Source organism: Annamia dubia NIES-4383, assembly GCF_055394725.1.
Genome location: NZ_AP025630.1, coordinates 2,477,063 through 2,498,731, shown reverse-complemented (window position 1 = coordinate 2,498,731; position 21,669 = coordinate 2,477,063). Strand labels below are relative to the sequence as shown.

The 21,669-nt window shown below is 31.1% G+C and carries 19 protein-coding genes and 2 pseudogenes; 8 read left to right on the top strand and 13 right to left on the bottom strand.

Annotation, left to right across the window (positions count from 1 at the left end; genetic code table 11):
- Positions 1-72: 72 nt before the first annotated feature.
- The 3 genes from Anndu_RS11205 to Anndu_RS11195 are packed head-to-tail and all read right to left on the bottom strand — an operon-like array spanning position 73 to position 1,498.
- Positions 73-489, bottom strand: a complete 417-nt coding sequence (locus tag Anndu_RS11205) for a hypothetical protein (protein ID WP_464101283.1) — start codon at positions 487-489, stop codon at positions 73-75.
- A 5-nt stretch (positions 490-494) separates the two neighbouring features.
- Positions 495-947, bottom strand: coding sequence for a hypothetical protein (locus Anndu_RS11200; RefSeq protein ID WP_464101282.1), 453 nt, complete (start codon positions 945-947; stop codon positions 495-497).
- Between the two features lie 59 nt (positions 948-1,006).
- A complete protein-coding gene (locus Anndu_RS11195) occupies positions 1,007-1,498 on the bottom strand; it encodes a hypothetical protein (protein WP_464101281.1) in 492 nt (163 codons plus the stop codon).
- 150 nt (positions 1,499-1,648) lie between these two features.
- Here Anndu_RS11195 and rfbB point away from each other — a divergent pair, with 150 nt between their 5' ends.
- Positions 1,649-2,716, top strand: coding sequence for a dTDP-glucose 4,6-dehydratase (gene rfbB / locus Anndu_RS11190; RefSeq protein WP_464101280.1), 1,068 nt, complete (start codon positions 1,649-1,651; stop codon positions 2,714-2,716).
- A gap of 279 nt (positions 2,717-2,995) precedes the next feature.
- On the opposite strand, the gene rsmA is transcribed toward rfbB, so the two are convergent.
- On the bottom strand, positions 2,996-3,811 hold the full coding sequence (gene rsmA / locus Anndu_RS11185) for a 16S rRNA (adenine(1518)-N(6)/adenine(1519)-N(6))-dimethyltransferase RsmA (protein ID WP_464101279.1): 816 nt from the start codon (positions 3,809-3,811) through the stop codon (positions 2,996-2,998).
- Between the two features lie 45 nt (positions 3,812-3,856).
- Complete coding sequence (locus Anndu_RS11180) at positions 3,857-4,423, bottom strand: manganese efflux pump MntP (RefSeq protein ID WP_464101278.1); 567 nt, start codon at positions 4,421-4,423, stop codon at positions 3,857-3,859.
- Positions 4,424-4,602: 179 nt separating this feature from the next.
- Here Anndu_RS11180 and pheA point away from each other — a divergent pair, with 179 nt between their 5' ends.
- Complete coding sequence (pheA, locus tag Anndu_RS11175; RefSeq protein WP_464104078.1) at positions 4,603-5,442, top strand: prephenate dehydratase; 840 nt, start codon at positions 4,603-4,605, stop codon at positions 5,440-5,442.
- Positions 5,443-5,727: 285 nt separating this feature from the next.
- Here pheA and Anndu_RS11170 read toward each other — a convergent pair whose 3' ends face one another.
- Together Anndu_RS11170 and Anndu_RS11165 are read right to left on the bottom strand one after the other, a co-directional pair.
- A complete protein-coding gene (locus Anndu_RS11170; protein ID WP_464101277.1) occupies positions 5,728-7,605 on the bottom strand; it encodes a hypothetical protein in 1,878 nt (625 codons plus the stop codon).
- A gap of 169 nt (positions 7,606-7,774) precedes the next feature.
- Entirely contained in the window at positions 7,775-9,358 is a 1,584-nt protein-coding gene (locus Anndu_RS11165) for an HsdM family class I SAM-dependent methyltransferase (RefSeq protein WP_464101276.1), read from the bottom strand.
- A gap of 174 nt (positions 9,359-9,532) precedes the next feature.
- On the opposite strand from Anndu_RS11165, the gene chlP reads away from it, so the two are divergent.
- A complete protein-coding gene (chlP, locus tag Anndu_RS11160; protein ID WP_464101275.1) occupies positions 9,533-10,756 on the top strand; it encodes a geranylgeranyl reductase in 1,224 nt (407 codons plus the stop codon).
- Positions 10,757-10,973: 217 nt separating this feature from the next.
- Here the strand turns inward: chlP and Anndu_RS11155 are convergent, their stop codons facing one another.
- On the bottom strand, positions 10,974-11,738 hold the full coding sequence (locus tag Anndu_RS11155) for a transposase (RefSeq protein ID WP_464101274.1): 765 nt from the start codon (positions 11,736-11,738) through the stop codon (positions 10,974-10,976).
- Positions 11,739-11,886: 148 nt separating this feature from the next.
- A complete protein-coding gene (locus Anndu_RS11150) occupies positions 11,887-12,162 on the bottom strand; it encodes a transposase (RefSeq protein WP_464101273.1) in 276 nt (91 codons plus the stop codon).
- A gap of 65 nt (positions 12,163-12,227) precedes the next feature.
- Between Anndu_RS11150 and Anndu_RS11145 the strand changes: the two are divergent.
- A pseudogene (locus Anndu_RS11145) lies at positions 12,228-12,874 on the top strand (transposase).
- On the opposite strand, the gene Anndu_RS11140 reads toward Anndu_RS11145, so the two are convergent.
- On the bottom strand, positions 12,842-13,243 hold the full coding sequence (locus Anndu_RS11140) for a helix-turn-helix domain-containing protein (protein ID WP_464101272.1): 402 nt from the start codon (positions 13,241-13,243) through the stop codon (positions 12,842-12,844). The pseudogene Anndu_RS11145 and the gene Anndu_RS11140 overlap by 33 nt on opposite strands.
- Positions 13,244-13,526: 283 nt before the next feature.
- Between Anndu_RS11140 and Anndu_RS11135 the strand changes: the two genes are divergently transcribed.
- A complete protein-coding gene (locus tag Anndu_RS11135) occupies positions 13,527-15,029 on the top strand; it encodes an MBOAT family O-acyltransferase (RefSeq protein ID WP_464101271.1) in 1,503 nt (500 codons plus the stop codon).
- Positions 15,030-15,110: 81 nt separating this feature from the next.
- On the opposite strand, the gene Anndu_RS11130 is transcribed toward Anndu_RS11135, so the two are convergent.
- Positions 15,111-15,443, bottom strand: a complete 333-nt coding sequence (locus Anndu_RS11130) for a ribbon-helix-helix domain-containing protein (RefSeq protein WP_464101270.1) — start codon at positions 15,441-15,443, stop codon at positions 15,111-15,113.
- A 582-nt stretch (positions 15,444-16,025) separates the two neighbouring features.
- Here Anndu_RS11130 and Anndu_RS11125 point away from each other — a divergent pair.
- Both Anndu_RS11125 and tkt read left to right on the top strand, forming a co-directional pair.
- A complete protein-coding gene (locus Anndu_RS11125) occupies positions 16,026-16,406 on the top strand; it encodes an alr0857 family protein (protein ID WP_464101269.1) in 381 nt (126 codons plus the stop codon).
- A 330-nt stretch (positions 16,407-16,736) separates the two neighbouring features.
- On the top strand, positions 16,737-18,743 hold the full coding sequence (tkt, locus tag Anndu_RS11120; RefSeq protein WP_464101268.1) for a transketolase: 2,007 nt from the start codon (positions 16,737-16,739) through the stop codon (positions 18,741-18,743).
- Positions 18,744-18,918: 175 nt separating this feature from the next.
- On the opposite strand, the gene Anndu_RS11115 is transcribed toward tkt, so the two are convergent.
- Complete coding sequence (locus Anndu_RS11115) at positions 18,919-19,122, bottom strand: transposase (RefSeq protein ID WP_464101267.1); 204 nt, start codon at positions 19,120-19,122, stop codon at positions 18,919-18,921.
- 24 nt (positions 19,123-19,146) lie between these two features.
- Positions 19,147-20,207 (bottom strand): annotated as a pseudogene (locus Anndu_RS11110) (IS630 family transposase).
- Positions 20,208-20,326: 119 nt separating this feature from the next.
- On the opposite strand from Anndu_RS11110, the gene Anndu_RS11105 reads away from it, so the two are divergent.
- Entirely contained in the window at positions 20,327-21,529 is a 1,203-nt protein-coding gene (locus Anndu_RS11105; RefSeq protein ID WP_464101266.1) for a hypothetical protein, read from the top strand.
- The last annotated feature ends 140 nt before the right edge of the window (positions 21,530-21,669 follow it).

Below are 21,669 nucleotides of genomic sequence, written 5' to 3'. Positions count from 1 at the left end.
TTGACAATTGATAATGGACAGTTGACTTTTACTTAAAAGCAATTTTCAACTGTCAACAAATAATCTTTTTTTTTATTTGATAATTTTCTCTACCGTATCGGAAATATGACCCGGAAAAAAGTTAATTCCCACAACGGATTTAATTAAATAAAGACCTAACAAAATATTACCAATAATAAATAAGTTTAAACTTATTAAAATAATCGAAGCCGTAACAAGATTGCCAAATTTACTAACATTTTCAGGAAGATAATTTCGTTTTTGACTACGGCGATCTTTTCCCACTAATAAAACTACAAAATAACGAGTAATAATTAAATCTACTGTAAATCTTAAATCAACTAATTTGCGCGAAGGCGGGGAAATTAATTTATTAATTAATCTGATCATTTCATTTTTTTGTTCGGGGGAAAAGCTTGACAAAATATCAGGATCAATTAATTTAAGGTATTCTTCAGGGGTGTTAAATTGTTTATTATTATTATTCATTATTATTAGTTAGGATTTAATAAACTTTGTCCAATCTTTAAACCGATTAAAGAAATAATAGTTAATACTGTAAATATGGAAAATTTTTGCTCAAAATTTTGAGATAATTTTTCTTGGGTCATACCATGATAAAAAGTGATAATTGTACCTAATAACCAAATTAACACAAAACTTAAAACCCAAATCAAAATTTTTGGTGTTGGCTTAAAAAAAGAAAATTGAATAGAATAAATAAACTTTGATATATCATAAAACCATTGATATTGATTTAAAAATAAAAAATTATGCCACCAACTATCTAATTTAATTATATAAATACTAAAACCAACTATTAACAATATTAGGAAAATGACTAGGGCGATCGCTCCCGTTCCTGCCCAAGATAAATATAAAATACTCAAAATTGTAAATAACCAAATTAACAAGGAAACATGATATAAATTTAATAAAAATCCCAAACAAATATAGCTAATCAAAATAATGATTAGCCGCCAATATAAAGCTTGTTTTTTCATCATTATCTTTCAAGACAATATGCAAATAAAGAATTAACATCCTGATTAATTTGATTATAATTAAATTGATAAGGAAAATCACTGAACTTAATTGGGTCATCAGAATTAAAAGTTTCCCAATGATCTGTTCCCATTTCAGGATAGGAAAAAATAACATTTTCAACTTGATTTAATTGACTATTATAACTACCATTAACACAGGAAAAAACATCAGAATTTTGAACATAAATTAATCCTTCTATTTGATTACCATTTTCTCTAAAAATAAAATAATCAGCCCCTATTGTCTGGGGGGAAGAATCATTACCATAAAATTTGATCTGATCATTTTGACTAAAAGTTTGACTTTTAACAGGATTAACACAACCAGACATTAATAATAGTAAAAAACTATAAAAAATTGTGCCAATTCTTAACCAAAAATTTGCTTTATTTTGACTTAAGTGATCGGGATCAAATAGATAATTAATAATCGCTTTACTTGGGGTTTTCATAATATTTACCTCCCCCATAATCAATAATATTAATAATTTGTAAAGAAAAAAATTTTTTTAATCAAATTTTTAAAGTTTGTCTTATTTTTATTATAACAATTTTTATGGTAAAGTTAATTAATAATTACAATATTAAGAAAAGTAACAACAATGACAAATAGATCACCCCGTCATCTTTTAATTACTGGAGGAGCAGGTTTTATCGGCTCAAATTTTGTTCATCATTGGTGCGAAAAATACCCACAGGATCGGGTTGTTGTCTTAGATGCTTTGACTTATGCCGGAAGCAAAGATAATTTAACGGCTTTAGAAAATAACCCTCAGTTTCGTTTTGTGGAAGGGAATATTTGCGATCGCACCTTAATAGATAGCCTCTTAAAAGAGGAAGAAATAGACACAATTGCTCACTTTGCGGCGGAATCCCATGTAGATCGTTCCATTGTCGCCCCCGATGTCTTTATCCAAACCAATGTAATTGGCACATTTACCCTGTTAGAAGCCTATCGAGAGCATTACAATCATAATCCTCTGTTTAAAGAAAAAGATTTTGGTAGGTTTCTGCACGTTTCCACCGATGAAGTTTATGGTAGTTTAGAAGCAAATGATCCCCCTTTCAGTGAAACTACCCCTTATGCCCCCAATAGCCCCTATTCCGCCTCAAAAGCAGGGAGTGATCACCTAGTACGTTCCTATTATCACACCTATCAAATCCCCACTATCATTACCAACTGCTCAAATAACTACGGCTCTTATCAATTCCCTGAAAAATTAATCCCCTTAATGTGTTTAAATATCTTACAGGGTAAGGCTTTACCTGTTTATGGTGATGGTCAAAATGTGAGAGATTGGCTTTATGTTTTAGATCATTGTCAAGCTTTAGATTGTGTAATTCACAAAGGAAAAGCGGGAGAAACCTATAATATTGGTGGCAATAATGAAGTTAAAAACATAGATTTAGTTAAAATTTTATGTAAATTAATGGATGAATTAGCCCCAAATTTACCAGTTTATCCCTCTGAAAAATTAATTAATTTTGTGACAGATCGCCCTGGCCATGATCGCCGTTATGCCATCAATGCAACGAAAATTAAAACTGAATTAGGTTGGACTCCTTCTGTTACAGTGGAAGAAGGTTTAAGGGAGACGGTGAAATGGTATCTTTCCCATCAAGAATGGTGGGAAGATAAGCAGAAAAAAGCTTATATTGTTAAGCATTAATTTGGTTATTTGTTAATAATAAATAACAGATTAATGTTAAAATTAGATTAGTTCAATTTATTGAACGATCACTATTAGCCTTGAAATAAATTTCAAGGCGGTATTAATACTTTTAGGTTAAACTTCTATCTAAAAAAATGAGATAGTTAGGAGATTTTTTATAATAATTGAACTCACCTTGAACTTTAGTTCAAGGCTAACATAAATCGTTCAATAAATTGAACTAAATTTTGCTTAAAAATAGTTATTTTTTACGAATAAATAAAAAATAACCAATTCTTATAAATGCTTAATTATTTCATTACTTAATTTAACCCATTCTAACACAGAAAGTTCCTCTCCTCTGGCTTGGGGATTAAGATGTAAACTTTCTAAAATAGCGGTTAATTTTTCAATTTCCATTAAACTTTTTAAGTTATTTCTTAACATTTTTCTTTTACTTCCAAAGCCTAATTTAACGATTGTTTCTAAATTGCGAGGATTATGAGCTTGTAGGTTAAATGTACGGGGAGTTAAAGCAATAACGGCCGAGTCTACCTTGGGTGGGGGATCAAAGGCTTTCGCTGGTACATCACAGACTAAATGGGCATCGGCTAAATACTGCACTCTCACTGTTAATGCCCCAAAAGTTTTATTTTTCGGAGTGGCTACAATGCGATCAGCTACTTCTTTTTGAATTAATAACACAATTAAATCATAAGGATTAGGGTTAGGCGTAGCTATTTTTCCTAATAATTTTTCAATAATTGGGCCAGTAATATTATAGGGGATATTAGCCACAACCTTATTAGGTGAATTAAATTGAGGAAAATTAGTTAAAATTTCTTCTAAATTACTATCTAAAAAATCCTCTTGTAAGAGTAAAAAATTTTCAGCATCTTTAAATTTTTTAACTAAATTTCTACATAATTCTTGATCAATTTCGACTGAAATAACTTCCTTTGCTTGTTGTAATAAACGGCGAGTTAAAATTCCCGTACCCGGCCCAATTTCTAAAATCCGATCATCAGGATTAATAACTGAAGCCATGATAATTTGATTTAAAATTCTATCACTTTTCAACCAATGTTGAGCAAATTTCTTTTTTGGACGCATTTTTTTATTAATTAATAGATACTTGACTATTACTATAACATTAAATTAAGCAATTTGAGTTAAATGTTCTAATAAAATTTTTACGCCAATTAAAATTAAAATTACACCGCCTAAAATCTCTAAATTTTTATTAAAATAATTGCCAAATTTATGCCCTGCAAATACCCCTAAAAATGATAAAGTAAAGGTCACAAAACCGATTAAGGTGGCCGCTAAAAAAATAGAATAATTAATCATTGTTAAACCAATTCCCGCCGCTAAAGCATCAATACTCGTGGCGATCGCTAAAGTAAAAAGGGTATAATTATCAAGGGGATCATATTGTTTTTCTTCTTCATCTAAATGGAAAGATTCATAAATCATTTTACCCCCAATAATAGATAATAAAATAAAAGCAATCCAATGATCATAACTACTAATTAAACCTTTAAAAGTTAAGCCTCCTAACCAACCTAAAATGGGCATAACTCCCTGAAAAACTCCAAAAAATAAACCAATTTTTAAGGCCTTATTAATGTGAATATGTTTGATCATAATTCCACTGGTAACAGCAACGGTTAAAGCATCCATAGCCAAGGCGATCGCTAATAATAAAAGTGTCAGAAATTCCATAAAATTTAATTATAAATCAATACTAATTTTTAATTATTATAACCTATTTTGATCATAATCAATGATCATGTTTAATTCATTTTTTATTCATATTTATGTCAAAATTTAATAATTTCTAAACAAAATAAGCTATAATAAAAATTAAAATGTTAAAGTTTAATTTTTATTTTTTATTTATGATCACTAATTATCTTGCTTATTTAGGCCCTACAGGCACATATACAGAAAATGCCGCTTTATCTTATCTGGAATATTTGGGAAAAGAAACAACAGAAAAATTTATTTTAAGCCCCTATTCTAGCATTATAAAAACTTTACACGCCGTCACTAATCACCAAGCAAAATTAGCAGTTGTACCCGTAGAAAATTCAATTCATGGTAGTGTAGTAATTACCTTAGATACTATTTGGGAATCAGATCAATTACAGATACAAAAAGAGTTAATTTTACCCATCAATCATGCCCTTTTATCTAATAGTAATTCCCTCGAAAATATTAATAAAGTTTATTCCCATCCCCAAGCCTTAGCCCAATGTCAAAGATGGCTAGAAAATTACTTACCTTCTGCTAATACTATCCCCATGAATAGCACGACTGAAGCATTAGAAATTATCAAAAATGAAGCTCGATCGGCCGCTATTTCTTCCCCAAGGGCATCGGATATTTATAATATCCCAATTTTAGCTAATAATATTAATGATTATCCTCAAAATTGTACTCGTTTTTGGGTATTAGGTTTTAATTCTTCTACTCAAGGCGATCGGCTTTCTTTAGCCTTTACTTTACCTCAAAATATTCCGGGGGCATTAGAAAAAGCTTTGCATATTTTTTCCAAAAGAAATATTAATTTAAGTCGCATTGAGTCACGGCCAACTAAAAGATATTTAGGGGAATATTTATTTTATATTGACATCGAAGGATGTGAAAATCAACCTACAGTTAAAGATGCTTTAATTGACTTAAAAAATCATGCAGAAATTGTTAAAGTTTTTGGTAATTATGATATTTTAAATATTTAAAAATGTCTATTTTTCCCTCACCCCCTAACAGTTCAATTTATTGAACGATTTATGTTAGCAATGAAATTAATTTCATTGCGTGTTAATTCTTAAAAGTTGCCCCTAAAAGTATTAATCTTGCCTTGAAATTCATTTCAAGGCTAATAGTGATCGTTCAATAAATTGAACTAATTTTTCTTAGAAATTATCTCTTTCTTAATCATTTTTGATTTATTAATATCAAAAACAAGCTAACAATTGATTATAAAAAGATAATAGTGTCATAAAATTTGACAGGTTGGGAAACTATTTAATTTTTAAATGTTTAATCTCCTTTTCACTAATCACATATAAACCTTGATCTCCCACTAATAACTGACAGTTACTATCTACAAAAGATTCCGTATCAGTGAAAATTTTAGTTTGTACAATTTGCCTATTTTGTAACTCTATTCTCACAATTCCTTCATCAGTTGCTACTAAGAGAAAATTATTAATAGCACAATGGCCATCAAGAGAATTTAACCAAGGTTGATCCCCAAAAATTGCTTCTAAATTAGCTAAAATTTGACCATTTTGATCAATGACAAAAACTCGTTGAATAATTTGGCCTTGTTGTTGAGAATTAATCAATAACCAAGCATATTGATCACTTAAAATACAATTAATTTCTAAAATTTGACCTGATAAAATTGGCAATTTAATCTGATCATTAATACCCTGTCTTTTAAAATCAAAAGTGAAAGCCACATTCAAATTTCCCGCTCGATAAAAACCAAAACCAAAATTACTACCTAACCAAAATTGAGTTTGATTTTGTAACACATCTGCGATATATTCTTGCCCTAATTTTCCATCTTTTAATAATTGGCCATTATGACACCAAAAAGCCTGATTTTGATGAGTTTGTAACATGGGTAAATTTTGATAACGATCAACTATTTTTTTAGTGACATCACCATTTTTAGTAAAACTAATTACTTGATTTTCTTGACCAATTAAAGTATAATCTTCTTGTAACCAAAATTTCATTTTAGGGTTTAATTTTCCCGTAAAAATTATTCTTTGATCTTCCCGTTTAAATTCCCCTTTTTCATAATATAAATAGGTTAATTTATTCTCATAATTATTAGTAACTAAAATTATTCCTTCAGTTTTAAAAATAGAAGTAACAGTTACACTTCCTTTAACAAAAATAGGGGTAACTTTTGTTAATTGTGGCTTAATTTGAGTACAAAAAGGACAAGTTAATCTGGCGTGTTCAATGCCACAATTAACACATTTTGTCCAACGTAAATTTTGCAATAAATTAAGGGGGATGATCCCTCTTTGATCTTCTAAAAATTGACGGTGAAATTGTTGTAATAAATCATCAGATAAAATAGAATAGGGTAGGGCAGGTTTAGGATATTTTACCTCAGGATCAAAAATAGTTATTCTATGTAAAGGTCGGGCAGTATGGGGAATATTTTTACTTTGATCTTTTGGTTTATAAACGCCACCGTAGGGATTAACAAATAATAAACATTGCATTAACATTACATGATAGGCATACCAATCTGAATTTTTATTATGATTTTTAATTAAAATAGGCGAAGTTTCTAGGGGATCACATAATAAAGGATCTACAAAACGACTGGTAAATACTTGACAATAAAAATTCTGAAATTGAAAGGAATCTGCATCAATAAAGTAAGCTTTTTCTTCTTGATTTATTAACACATTTAAGTCATTAAAATCACCAATAACCACTTGATTTTGATGTAATTTTATGATAGTATCATATAAGTTAAGAAAAATCTTAATTATACTTTCTTGATTGATGCCACTTTGGGTGCGAAAATTGCGATCACTGTACCTTAATAAAGGGTTAGTTTGACTTAATAAAGTCATGGTATAACCTAAGATTAATTGACCTTTTCGATCAGTAGCTAAATCTTGAGGAGTAATCACATTAGAAGGTAAAAATTGAGGAAAATTTCTTAATTTTAATTGATGTTCTTTTAATCTTAATTCGGCCGCTTTTTGTTCAAAAGGTAAACCTTGATAATCAGGATGATCGGGCTGTTTAAATATTTTAACCGCTAGATTATTTCCTAAGTCAAAAACATCCGCTTCTCCCCCCTTTCCGATTGATTTTTGTGGGGAAAGTTTAACTTTTTTTCCTTTAATATAAATATCCATAGTTTAGCTGATTAGATTTGATTAAGGCCAAAGCTTTATGCTACAAAAACAAAAGACTTTATTCTAACCTGCGTAGGCAGGTTTTGTCTGTATAACCCAACCCTTTAGGGTTAGGGCTTTATTCATTTTATTTTAGACATTGCCCATCCTACATTTAATGTTAAAAAAGTTAACAATTAGATTTTATAAAATAGTTTTTAAAAATCAAATCTATTTCATTAATTAATTGTTTATTTTCCTGATTAGTAATAACAGAATAACGATATTTTTGATATAATTGCAAAATTAAATTTTCAGTTTTATGATCTAATAAAGATAAATCTAATATTAAAGCAAAATTAAGATCATTAGGCTCAAATTTTGTTAAACCATCTCCATATTCCCTACGATTATCATTAAATATTTGTTGGGCAATATCTGTTAATAAATAGGCAAAAAGTAGATCAAGATTAATCTTATATAGATCATTTTTAACATAAACACAATGAAAGTTTGTCAAATTACTAATTTTTGCTTCATTCAAAATAAATTTAATTTTACTACGGTTAAACACACTAACAAAAATGGGAGAGGGCTGTCTATTTTCTAATAAATACCAAGGCTTTCTTTTTGAGGTTAAATATTTTTGATTAATCTTATTTTCTTCTCCCATTTTCAAATATTTTAAAACATTTTGATCCGTGGGATTTTTTCCTACATTTAATAAATAAATATTACGATTATTAGCTTTTAATCTCTCAAAATCTTCAAGGGTAAAAAAGGCATTAATTATATCTTTTGATTTAGTAATACAGGGTAATAAATAATCAATATTAATTTGATATTTTTCAGCTTTTTCTAAGTTAAAAATAAAATAGTCATTTGCACCTGTGGCAATACCCCTAACTACTTTAGCAACTTGATGAAATGGGATTAATTTTTGATAGTTTAAACTAGCTTGTTTTTGATAGTAATTTCGCCATTTAATTTGAGGATTAAGGTCATTTTGTTTTATGGTAATATTGGGATTATGATTAGGGTAATTATTAATTATTTCGTGAATTTGATCTAATTGATTTTGATTAGTAATCGTGGTAAAATTAATATTTTGACTATGACTATCTTTAGCGAATAAAATAATCGCACTGGTGGTTAAAACTTGCTCAAAAATATTTTTTTGAAAATCAAAAATAATAATTTCTCTTAAGGTTTGAGATTTAATTAAATATTCTTTAATATTTTTACCATAATCAGAATTAAGAAATTCTGACGGTATTAAATAAGCCCCCCTTCCTCCCTCTTTTAATTGATAAATTGATTTTAATAAAAATAAGCTATAAATATTAGTAAATCCCTTAAGATTAATGTTTAGTTTTGTTTTTATTTCTTGTAAACTTACTTGATTATTATAATCATGAAATTTAAAATAAGGCGGATTACAAATAATACCATCATATTGATTTTCCCAATCGTTAAATAAATAATCTTTTAATTGTAAATTAAGATTACAATTATCTTGAAAATAGGCTTTTGCTTGTGTTAAAATAAGCAAATCAATCTCAAAACCTGTAATTTTTAGATCGGTTTTTTTTGCTAAAAATAAACGGGTAAAAATTCCTAAGCCAAAAGCAGGTTCAAGAATTGTGACTAAATTGTTATTACCTAAAAGCCAATTAACCATGAGTTCAGCTATCGGTTGAGGCGTAAAAAATTGGGCAAACTTTTGACGATGTTTTAAACTAATTTTTGTTTTATAATCATTTTCTAAATTCATTTTTATTAAGCAATCAATAATTAAGTCAACAAATAATAAATAACCAATAAATAATAATTTTAATAGTTTCTTAACAAAATGTAACTAAAGTTTACAATCGGCGGTTTTTTTTGTGAGTTCGTGGTAGGATCCCCAAATATTAATTTTATACAGATAATTTAAGGAGATAAAATCTTGGTACTACGGGTTGCTGTTGTGGGCGGTGGGCCTGCGGGTTCATCGGCGGCTGAAACTTTAGCCAAAGCTGGAATCGAAACCTATATTTTTGAGCGCAAACTTGATAACGCCAAACCCTGTGGCGGTGCGATTCCCCTTTGTATGGTGAGTGAGTTTGATCTTCCCCCTGAAATCATCGATCGCCGTGTGCGCAAAATGAAAATGATTTCTCCCTCTAATATTGAGGTTAATATCGGTCAGACTCTCAAAGACGATGAATATATCGGAATGTGTCGCCGTGAGATTTTAGACGGTTATTTGCGTGATCGCTCCGTTAAATATGGTGCAAATTTAATTAATGGTACGGTTTATCAATTAGATTTACCCAGTAATAATTCTGAGCCTTACACCCTCCATTATGCTGATCATTCTAACGGTGATAGCCAAGGGGTGATGAAAACTCTGAAAGTTGACGTGGTGATCGGTGCTGATGGTGCTAACTCCCGCATTGCGAAAGCTATTGACGCAGGTGATTACAACTATGCGATCGCCTTCCAAGAGCGCATTAGATTACCAGAGGATAAAATGGCTTATTATGAGGAATTAGCGGAAATGTACGTTGGTACAGATGTATCACCGGACTTTTATGCGTGGGTGTTCCCCAAATATGACCACGTTGCGGTGGGGACGGGTACAATGAAGGTGAATAAAGCCATTATCAAAGACCTTCAAGCGGGTATTCGCCAAAGAGCGGCCAAACGCTTAGAAGGGGGTAAAATCATCAAAGTTGAAGCGCACCCCATCCCCGAACATCCCCGCCCTCGTCCGATCAAAGGGCGTGTAGTCTTAGTGGGAGACGCTTTAGGCACTGTTACCAAGTCTTCTGGAGAAGGGATTTACTTTGCGGCCAAATCAGGTAGAATGTGTGCGCAAACCATTGTGGAAGCCAGTAACAACGGGCAAAAAATCCCCACCGAAGGAGATTTACAACAATTCTTAAAACGCTGGAATAAACAATACGGTGCGACTTATCTAGTATTAGACTTGTTGCAACGGGTATTTTATCGCAGTGATGCCACTCGTGAGGCATTTGTGGAGATGTGTTCCGATATAGATGTGCAAAAGTTAACTTTTGACAGTTATTTATATAAAACAGTCGTTCCTGCCAACCCTTTTACTCAGTTAAAAATCACAGCCAAAACTATTGGTAGCCTCTTAAGAGGTAATGCTTTAGCGCCATAATAATATATCTTGCATATTTAATTACAGTTAAACTTCTAAAGATTTTAATTTTTTTAATTAGTCTTTAGAAGTTTAATTTTTATCATATACCATTTACATTTAGTAGCTACACAGATAAAGCATTCACAATATAATCCCAACCCGCTAAAGACAGGATAAAATCTTGTTGTAAATAGGACTTACGCATTGACAAAAAAACAAAATATGTATTAAACCTTTAAATATGATCTGAAATCAAATAATTTAGATTAAGAAATTTAGAATCTAAATTATTTAGAATAAACGAGCGGATTACTTCATTAAACATATTTCTTTTCAACTGATACCAATTGATAATCTCTGAATTAAATCGAAATAATTCTAATTGAATAAAAGCCCAGATTGAACTAAAAATATGAGTGGAAATTGCCGCAGTTTGACGCACATAAAATCTTTCAATATTACAAACTTGTTTTAACGCTCGATGATATTGTTCAATTCCCCAATGTTGATCATGAACTATGGTAAATTTTTCTCTATTAATCTTTTTCAGTTCATGATAGTTTGGTAAAAATATAGCATAATACCTAGTTTCGTTTTTGAATCTAGTTGTAAATACTTTTACCAAACCTACTTCTTTGAGATCAACGATTAATCCTTCTTCTTTAATTTCTAGGTCTTTGAGTTGCACAAATTTACCTTGTTCAATCGCCACTTTTCGGTTCGATTTTAAGGCAAATGAAAAGCCTTGTTCCTTGTCTATTACCATATCATCTACGCTTAATGTTCCCCCATTTAAATTAATTAAAGTCTTAATTGCTTCAAATAAATCCTTGGGAGTATATTGTTGTCTAATTAAAAAACGATTGATGGCATCATGAGATAGATCTCCTAAAATATCCGATAATCTTTGACAACTAATCAATTTAGGTTCTGACAATAAAAATAAGGTATATGTTGGCAAATTACATTTAGCTTTTTCCTGTTTTTGTTTTAGTTTCATTGTCAATCAATTCAATCTTAAATTGTTCAAGGACTATATTTTGGGTTTGAATGGACATTTTGTCAAGTTTGGAATTTCAACTAGAAATTTTAGAGAAAAATGTATTCTAAGATACAAATCTTTCAATGAGCATTTTACTCTCTATTTGTCAATGCGTAAGTCCTAGTAAATTATTTAAGATATTAGCTACTTTATTTTTGACATCATCTAAGTTCTTAAACCAGATATTTTTTAACTGTTGTTTGATATATAACCACAGTCTTTCAATCGGATTTACTTCTGGACAATAAGGTGGTTGAAATAACAAAATTATATTCTCAGGCACTTCTAACTTTTTGGCAGTATGACAAGGTGCATTATCTAACTGTATTATATGAACCTCATCGGGATATTGTTTACTAAATTCTGTTAAGTGCTTATGCAAAAAAAATTACTCATTTACAGAAAAAGCGCTAAACTAAAAGTGGAACAAGTAAAAAAGAAACAATCATGAGATTTATTCGAGGATTAAGTGGAGACACACAAAAGATGCTTGAGCGGATTCAAAACTCAAGTAAATCTGCTCAGGTAAGAAAAAGAGCTAGTTGCATCTTGTTAAGTTATCATGGTTTAAAAATTGAGCAATTAGTCTTGATTTTTAAGGTGACAAGAAAAACAATTTTTAATTGGTTCACAGCATGGGATAATTACCAATTAGTTGGCTTATATAATCAAAAAGGAAGAGGAAGAAAACCAAAATTAAAAGAAGAACAAGAAGTTCAAGTAAAAGCATGGGTAAAAGAAGACCCAAAAAAGTTAGATAAAGTTAAAGAAAAAATAGAAAAAGAATGGGGAATAAAAGTTAGTAAAGATACCATTAAAAGAATAGTAAAAAAACGGTAATATTAATGGATCAAGCCTCAATTCATACCAGTGAAAAAATCTTAAACAAGCTTGAAGAATGGGAAAAGAAAAATTTACAAATCTTCTGGTTGCCCCCTTATTCACCCCATCTTAATTTAATTGAAATCTTATGGAGATTTATTAAATATGAATGGATTGAATTATCAGCATATGATAGTTGGGAAAATCTTACTAACTATCTAAAAAAAGTCCTTGATTTATTAGGAACGGAATATGTAATTAATTTTGCTTAGGTACTTATCTTGACAAGTAAATAACCATATTTTTATTTCTTGGTAACTGTTAAATCCTTGAGGCTCACTTAATTCTTTTTTGACTAGAGCAACTGTTTCTAGCTCTAGTTTTTTTGGTCTTCCTGTTTTATTATGTTCTTGTAATAATGCGTCTAATCCTTCCGTCTTATATAAGTGAAACCATTCGTAAATTGTTCTCTCACTACGTCCCATCATTACCGCTAAGTATCTGATCGTTTCAGCCACTTGAATTTTCCAAAGATATAAAGCTTGAACTTTGGCAAAATTCAAAGCTGTTTTTTGTTGTTTCATGAGATTTTTTAGGGTATGTGCTGATTCAATTACTTCTATTTTTGATATTCCTGACATACTATTGCTCCTGTTAATCTATTCTTATACTAACCCTGAACTTACTTTTTGTAAATGGTATAATCAACTAATTGTCAATTATCAATTGTCAATTGATAATTGATACTTGTCTTAAAACAATATATGATAGGTTATTAGCACAATTTTTCTAATCAAATGATCCTATCAGATACAAAATTGTAAAATATATTGATTGTTTAAAGTAAGTTATTGTAATTAAACATAAGGTGAGCAATGCCCACCCTACAATTATTGAATAAATAACGAATAACCAATAACAAAAATGAATTTTATTTCCCAAAGTTACGGTTTTTTCTTAATAATATTAGTTAGTTTATATTGGGGGTTATCTTTGATTTTTCCTCAGTTAAATCAACTTAAAACTATTCTAATTTTAGCATTTAGTCTGGCTTTTTATCGTACCTATCAAGATAATTTTTTAATTATTTTTATTTTATTGATAATTTTGGTAATTAATTATCTATTAGGATTAGTTTTAGCTAATCATCACAATGAAGAATCTAATCCTAATCCTGATTTTTTTGCTTCCCATAAAACTATTTTATTAAGTATAGGAATAATTTTTAATGTATTATTATTATTAGGGTTTAAATATATCCCATTTTTGCTTAATTCTATCGGTATGATTTTCAATTTACCTATTGCTTTAGATGGGGCAAAATGGGTAAGTGATAATTTAATAATTCCCCTTGGTTTATCTTTTTTTACCTTTGAAAATTTGGCTTATTTAATAGACGTTTATCGAGGCTCACCACCTACTAAAAATTTTCTCTCTTTTGCTAGTTATAAATTCTTTTTTCCTAAGTTAATTTCAGGCCCAATTACCCGTTATCATACCTTTGCTAATCAATTAAAAAATCAAGCTTTTCCAGCTTTTGAAGAATGGGTTGAAGGCCTTTGGTTAATTGCTTGTGGGGCTGTCAAAAAAGCTTTAATTGCCGATCAATTGGCCATTTTTATAGACTTATCTTTTAACAGTGTGGAAAGGGCAGGAAGTTATGATTTATGGTTAACAATTATTGCTTATGGATTACAATTATATTTAGATTTTAGTGGCTATGTTGATCTGGCTAGAGGTAGCGCTAAATTACTCGGTTTAAACTTACCAGAAAACTTTGATTTTCCCTATTTTACTACTAGCATTGCTCAATTTTGGAGACATTGGCATATTACTTTAGGAGACTGGTTAAGAAATTATTTATATTTCCCTTTAGGTGGCTCAAGAAAAGGGTTAATTCGTACCTGTATAAATCTATTTTTGATCATGTTAATCGGTGGAATTTGGCATGGTGCTTCATGGGGTTTTATTTTATGGGGAATTATGCACGGGATGGGCTTAGTAATTCATCGTTTAACGGAAGTAATTAGTAATCAATATCAGTTTTTAAAAAAGATTTGGTCAACAATTCCGGGGATTATTTTAGCATGGTTAATCACTCAAATTATGATATTTTTATCATGGATAAGTTTTCGTTTACCTAATCTTAATCAAGCGGGTTTAGTCTATCAACATTTATTTAATTTTAAAGGAGATCAACAATTTTTACAAAAAGTTTATGTTGAAGCTTTAGGAATTAATCGCCCTTATGTGACATTAATTTTAACAATATTATTAATATTAATGTCTTTAATTTATTTAATTCAAAGACGTTGGAAAATGCACTTAAACTACCCCATTAAAATTGTTTTTGTACCCATTTGTTTATATCTAGTTTGGTTATTTTCCCCCGAAGGAAGTTTACCTTATATTTATTTTGATTTTTGATTTAATACTTAGAAAAAATACACCCTTCTCCTACGGGAGAAGGGCAAACGGTTAATACTTTTAGACGTTTTTTATCATTTTTTATCTAAAAGAATTAATACTTAACGGCACAAGATCCCCATTTAAGGTTAAACCCAAATACATCCCCTGATTTTGCCGTATTAATTCTCCCGTTAACACACAACTCTCATCTTTTTGCGCGATCGCCTCAATTGTGGCGCGAATATCAAATTTTGAAAAATGGGGGCGATAATCACCTGATTTTTGATGGACATAATTCCAAAGTATATCCCGAATTAAAGCCTGATAACCTTGATTGCCCGAAAGCTCTTTTAACTTCTCTTTCAGGTTTTTTTCTAAACGAATACTGGTAACTTCCATTTGGGTTGTGGCAGTACGAATTTGAGTTTCCATAATTTTTTTCTCCAAAATACTAGACAGATTTATAATACAAGTGTAGTATGGAAATGGAAAGTTGACCACGTTTATTAAATTAAATCTAATTTTATGACTTTTTTATTGTTACCCCTTCCCGCCAAAAACCTCTTAAATTGCCAGTTTAACTGGCATTTAACGGCTATTGGTGGTTATTTTTTAGGAATGGGCATAATTATAATTAAAGATCACAATTGTAACTTTCTATCTCAACTTAAAACCAAAGTTGATCATGTAACATTTTATCCAATTTTGTATCAAATATTTAATCAAAAATTTAATAGTCCCAAGCTTAATTTATTAGGGGAAAGGTACAGGTTTAACCAAAAACTAATTAGGTTTTTATTAAAATGTCAACTGATGTCCTGACCTAAAATTAACTCAAAGTTTAATTTTCCCCTCCTCTTAAGTTTAAGAAGTGGGGATTTTTTCTTTTAATTCATTAATTAATATCCCAGTCCTAAATTAGTCCTAGCAAATAAGCTTAACTGTTATTTGTAACAAAGCTTTAGCACCAACAGCGTTTCGGAAATTAACCTTGATCAAAGGAGAAAATCACAGATGTTAAAATTAACTTATACCGAAAATGGCTTTTACTTAGAACTTTTAAATCAATCTTTAGAAAAATGGTTAAAAAATCGTTTATTGCTGTCGGTACGGGCGGCCACAAGCTTTTTCGTTGAGCCAAGTTCAGCTTCTTTTTTAATCCCTGCCAATTTAAAAAGCTTAGAAAGTTTGCTCAAACTTCAATTTGAAAATGGTGAAATTATGGCGATCGCCCCTGCCGATGACGAGTTTGTGGAAATTAGTCTTTATGGAAATTGGATCGCCGAACATACCAACACTCAAGAAGGAATTTTCATCACCACTTTAAGTCAAAGGGCTGAATTTTTCCTTTTGAAATTATGGCAAGAAGCTCAAACTACACCCGCCATTCAGTAACCAGTGATCAGGGCAAAAAACCCTCATCCCCTTTCACGGGGAGAAGGGTTTTTTTTTGAGAAACCTGAACTTGACAAAAATAGGCCTAGCTCTTTAGAAAAATTTGTCAAGATGACTTGATTATAAGTCCTATCAATGGGAATATTTTAGTAATGGTCAATCTTGTTACACAAACATCTTGTTTGTGAAAACTCAAACTAACAATTGTGGCACAGGCAAGGCTTTTACTGAGCCTTTAGCCCTGAGACTGGGAAAGGTCAGCTAAGTATGCCTGTACTACAATGTCAAAATTGTACAAACTTATTTTCATTAAATCAAAAAATTAAATTTATGGTAGCTCAATCTACTCAAGAATTATGTGTTAATGCCATTCGCTTTTTATCTATTGATGGCGTAGAAAAAGCAAAATCTGGACACCCCGGCCTTCCTATGGGTTGTGCGCCTATGTCTTTTGTCTTATGGGATCAGTTCATGAAGTTTAACCCTAAAAATCCTAAATGGTTAAACCGTGACCGTTTTATCCTCTCGGCAGGACATGGTTCAATGTTACAATACTCTCTCTTACACCTTTTTGGTTATGACAGTGTAGGCGTTGAAGATTTAAAACAGTTCCGTCAATGGAAATCTAAAACCCCCGGCCACCCTGAAAACTTTGTTACTCCGGGTGTGGAAGTAACTACCGGCCCTCTAGGTCAAGGTATTGCTAACGGTGTGGGTATGGCTTTAGCTGAAGCCCATTTAGCGGCTAAATATAATAAACCCGATGCTACCTTAATCGATCATTATACCTACGTTATCTTAGGTGATGGCTGTAATATGGAAGGGATCTCTGGTGAAGCGGCTTCTTTAGCGGGTCACTGGGGCTTAGGTAAGTTAATTGCCCTTTACGATGATAACCATATTTCCATTGATGGTAGCACCGATGTGGCCTTTACTGAAGATGTGTCTAAGCGTTTTGAGGCTTATGGTTGGCACGTTCAGCACGTTGAAAATGGCAATACTGATTTAGGGGCGATCGCCAAAGCAATTGAAACCGCTAAGGCTGTGACTGATAAGCCTTCCATGATTAAGATTACCACAACTATCGGTTATGGTTCTCCTAATAAATCTAATACCGCCGGAGTTCACGGTGCGGCCTTAGGTGCTTCTGAAGTGGAAGCAACTCGTAAAGCTCTGAATTGGAATTATGAGCCTTTCGTAGTCCCTCAAGAGGTTTATGACCATACTTTCCAAGCGATCGAGCGTGGTGCAAAAGCTGAAGCTGATTGGAATGCAACTTTATCAGCTTATAAAGCGAAATATCCCACCGAAGCGGCCGAATTTGAACAGATTACCTCCGGTAAATTACCTGAAAATTGGGCTGATTGTTTACCTTCCTACACCCCCGAAGATAAACCTTTGGCAAGTCGTAAACACTCTGAAAATTGTTTAAATGCGATCGCTAAAGTATTACCTCAGTTAATTGGTGGTTCTGCGGATTTAACCCATTCTAACTTAACGGAAATTCACGTTTCTGGCGACTTCCAAAAAGGAGCTTACGAAAACCGTAACGTGCATTTTGGTGTGCGTGAACACGCTATGGGTGCGATTTGTAATGCGATCGCCCTTCATGGTACAGGTTTAATCCCTTACGGTGCAACCTTCTTAATTTTCTCTGATTATATGAGAAATTCCATCCGTTTATCTGCTCTTTCTGAGGCTCGTGTAATCTGGGTTATGACTCACGACTCCATCGCATTAGGAGAAGACGGACCCACTCACCAACCCATTGAACAAGTTGGCTCTTTACGGATGATTCCTGACTTAATGGTATTCCGCCCTGCTGACGGTAACGAAACCTCTGGAGCGTATAAAGTGGCGATCGAAAGTACCACCAAACCCTCCTTATTAGCTTTAACCCGTCAAAACTTACCTAACTTAGCAGGTTCTTCTATTGACGCAGTGGCTAAAGGTGCTTATGTAGCGGCTTGTGGTTTTGCTCCTTCTGAACTAGATTTAATTTTAATCGGTACAGGTAGCGAAGTAGGACTTTGTATAGAAGCGGCTGAAAAATTAAAAGCAGAAGGTAAGAAAGTGCGTGTAGTTTCTATGCCTTGTTGGGAGTTATTTGAGGCTCAATCTGCCGAGTATAAAGAGTCAGTATTACCTAAAGCGATTAAAGCTCGTGTTTCTGTGGAAGCAGGTACAACTTTCGGCTGGAGTAAATATGTAGGAGATGCTGGTGCAAGTATCGGTGTTGATACCTTTGGTGCTTCTGCTCCGGGTGATATCATCATGGAACAATTTGGCTTTACTGTAGATAACGTAGTAGCAACAGCTAAAAAAGTTATGGGTTAATTAATTTTAATCTAAAAACTTCAAAAGTCGGGGATTTGTTAGAATTTAGTTTATTACTAGATATTAATAAAATCCCCGATTTTTTTATTAATTAAATTACTAAACAATACGAATTTATTAATAAATTAATGTGATTGTGATTCAGATCACTCATTATACCATTTACATTTAGTAGCTACACAGATAAAGCATTCACAATATAATCCCAACCCGCTAAAGACAGGATAAAATCTTCTTGTAAATTATTTAAGATATTAGCTACTTTATTTTTGACATCATCTAAGTTCTTAAACCAGATATTTTTTAACTGTTGTTTGATATATAACCACAGTCTTTCAATCGGATTTACTTCTGGACAATAAGGTGGTTGAAATAACAAAATTATACCATTTACATTTAGTAGCTACACAGATAAAGCATTCACAATATAATCCCAACCTGCTAAAGACAGGATAAAATCTTCTTGTAAATTATTTAAGATATTAGCTACTTTATTTTTGACATCATCTAAGTTCTTAAACCAGATATTTTTTAACTGTTGTTTGATATATAACCACAGTCTTTCAATCGGATTTACTTCTGGACAATAAGGTGGTTGAAATAACAAAATTATATTCTCAGGTACTTCTAACTTTTTGGCAGTATGACAGGGTGCATTATCTAACTGTATTATATGAACCTCATCGGGATATTCTTTACTAAATTCTGTTAAATATTTACCAAAGCATTCACTATTAAAATGAGATAGTTCATAGAAAAAACTTTTGCCATTTTCTACTTCGATTAATCCATAAAGATAATAATAGTCATAATGCCATTGTAATTCTTGTTCTGGTTTGACTCCTTTTAAAGTTATTTTCCTTCCTAATTCTGTTCTAAAACCTAATCTAGTTTCATCTTGACACCAGTAACAAATATTTTTAGTATCACCCCATTTCTCTTTTATTTGAGCTATTATGCCTTTTAATCTTATGGGTAAATACTCTTTAAATACGGATATTACCCCTTCATTTTGATACTCATGATAAGGACGTGGTACTTTTAATTTTGCCCCTAATTCGTATCTCACTAATTGATGTATTGTGGTATAACTTATCTCAATATCTTGACAAGTAAATAACCATATTTTTATTTCTTGGTAACTGTTAAATCCTTGAGGCTCACTTAATTCTTTTTGACTAGAGCAACTGTTTCTAGCTCTAGTTTTTTTGGTCTTCCTGTTTTATTATGTTCTTGTAATAATGCGTCTAATCCTTCCGTCTTATATAAGTGAAACCATTCGTAAATTGTTCTCTCACTACGCCCCATCATTACCGCTAAGTATCTGATCGTTTCAGCCACTTGAATTTTCCAAAGATATAAAGCTTGAACTTTGGCAAAATTCAAAGCTGTTTTTTGTTGTTTCATGAGATTTTTTAGTGTATCTGCTGATTCAATTACTTCTATTTTTGATATTCCTGACATACTATTGCTCCTGTTAATCTATTCCTATACTAACCCTGAACTTACTTTTTGTAAATGGTATTAGGATAAAATAATGGGTCAAAATATTAGATTGAACAATAAAAAAAGGAGAAATTTTGATGTTTTTTAATTCATTTAAAAATAAAACTATTAAACTATTAATTATTGGTATATTCTTTTCAAATTTAATTCAAGGATGTGAAACAACTTCAACAACGAAACTAGATCCCGAAGAAAAAGGATATTGTAATGAGCTTTGTGATAATATAGAAAGCACAGTAAGCCATATTAAATCATTTTATCAAGCTGTACAAGATATCAAAACATCTGAAAAATTAGGAGAAACAACTAAACTAAAAACTGCGAAAAATACTCTTAATACAGAATGGAAAAATTTAAAAAAAGATGCAAATAGTAATTTACCAAAATTAGATATTATTTTACCTCCAAATTCTTTTAAAAATATTCATGAAAATTGGCAATCACTTTTAACTTTTTTTAAAGAAGATGATTTAGAAAATTTAGATTCACTATCTATTGAGGAACTAGAAAATGGAGCAGATCATTTCCTTGAGTTTAATAAAGAATGGCAAGACTTAAATAAAGAATTTGATGCAAGACCATCAAGAAAAATTAATCCAGATCAACAAATAGCTATTGAATTTTGTCCTATTATGGTGCCAGTTTGTGTTGATACTAATGGCAATTTTAAGCTTAATTTAGATGTTAAAACTCCTTTTGGAACAATAGGTTACACTTCATCAGAATCAGGGGGAATAAAAACATTAATTGTTAAACAAGGGGAACAAATTCGTTATCTTGCTTTAAATCAAAAATTTCAGTTTTTTATTCCTAAAAATTGTGGAATTGTAGTAGAAGGAAATGGTGCTGATACAATTACTTTAATTGTTGATGATTGTAGTGGTAAATCTTCTCCATCTACAAGCTCTACAAATTCTGAATTTCAAAATCCAGCACAAAATAATATTTCTAATGTTAATATGTCTGCTGAAGATTTTATCAAATATTATTATGAAGATTTAATTAATTCAGGGAATTATGATGAAGCTTGGTCACATTTGTCTAAGAGATTTCAAGATAAAGCAGGAAGTTATTCCGAATATACTAGCTTTTGGTCGAAAATTGATAAAGTAAATGTCAAGTCAGTATCATTAATTCAAAGTTTTGATAATTCAGCAGAAGTTTCAGTATCATTACAATTTATTAACAATAATGGAAATGTTACTAATCAAACTGTAGGTTATATTTTAACTTGGGATTCAGATCAACAAAAATGGTTATTTGTTAAAGGAATTAAGTAATATTAAAATGAGTAATTGTTTAATATTACTCGCTTTAGCAGAGTTTAGCTATAAGCCTTGTCAATTTATTGCAAGGCGTTTATTATTTTAAGGGATTAATTTGTAAAGTGGACAACTATTTTAAATTTAATGATAAAATA

What these genes read in the sequence shown, in the direction of transcription:
- Anndu_RS11205 (WP_464101283.1), bottom strand. Translation starts at nt 489, where the DNA reads ATGAATAATAATAATAAACAATTTAACACCCCTGAAGAATACCTTAAA.
- Anndu_RS11195 (WP_464101281.1), bottom strand. Translation starts at nt 1,498, where the DNA reads ATGAAAACCCCAAGTAAAGCGATTATTAATTATCTATTTGATCCCGAT.
- rfbB (WP_464101280.1), top strand. Translation starts at nt 1,649, where the DNA reads ATGACAAATAGATCACCCCGTCATCTTTTAATTACTGGAGGAGCAGGT.
- rsmA (WP_464101279.1), bottom strand. Translation starts at nt 3,811, where the DNA reads ATGCGTCCAAAAAAGAAATTTGCTCAACATTGGTTGAAAAGTGATAGA.
- Anndu_RS11180 (WP_464101278.1), bottom strand. Translation starts at nt 4,423, where the DNA reads ATGGAATTTCTGACACTTTTATTATTAGCGATCGCCTTGGCTATGGAT.
- Anndu_RS11170 (WP_464101277.1), bottom strand. Translation starts at nt 7,605, where the DNA reads ATGGATATTTATATTAAAGGAAAAAAAGTTAAACTTTCCCCACAAAAA.
- Anndu_RS11165 (WP_464101276.1), bottom strand. Translation starts at nt 9,358, where the DNA reads ATGAATTTAGAAAATGATTATAAAACAAAAATTAGTTTAAAACATCGT.
- Anndu_RS11155 (WP_464101274.1), bottom strand. Translation starts at nt 11,738, where the DNA reads ATGAAACTAAAACAAAAACAGGAAAAAGCTAAATGTAATTTGCCAACA.
- Anndu_RS11140 (WP_464101272.1), bottom strand. Translation starts at nt 13,243, where the DNA reads ATGTCAGGAATATCAAAAATAGAAGTAATTGAATCAGCACATACCCTA.
- Anndu_RS11135 (WP_464101271.1), top strand. Translation starts at nt 13,527, where the DNA reads ATGAATTTTATTTCCCAAAGTTACGGTTTTTTCTTAATAATATTAGTT.
- Anndu_RS11130 (WP_464101270.1), bottom strand. Translation starts at nt 15,443, where the DNA reads ATGGAAACTCAAATTCGTACTGCCACAACCCAAATGGAAGTTACCAGT.
- Anndu_RS11125 (WP_464101269.1), top strand. Translation starts at nt 16,026, where the DNA reads ATGTTAAAATTAACTTATACCGAAAATGGCTTTTACTTAGAACTTTTA.
- tkt (WP_464101268.1), top strand. Translation starts at nt 16,737, where the DNA reads ATGGTAGCTCAATCTACTCAAGAATTATGTGTTAATGCCATTCGCTTT.
- Anndu_RS11105 (WP_464101266.1), top strand. Translation starts at nt 20,327, where the DNA reads ATGTTTTTTAATTCATTTAAAAATAAAACTATTAAACTATTAATTATT.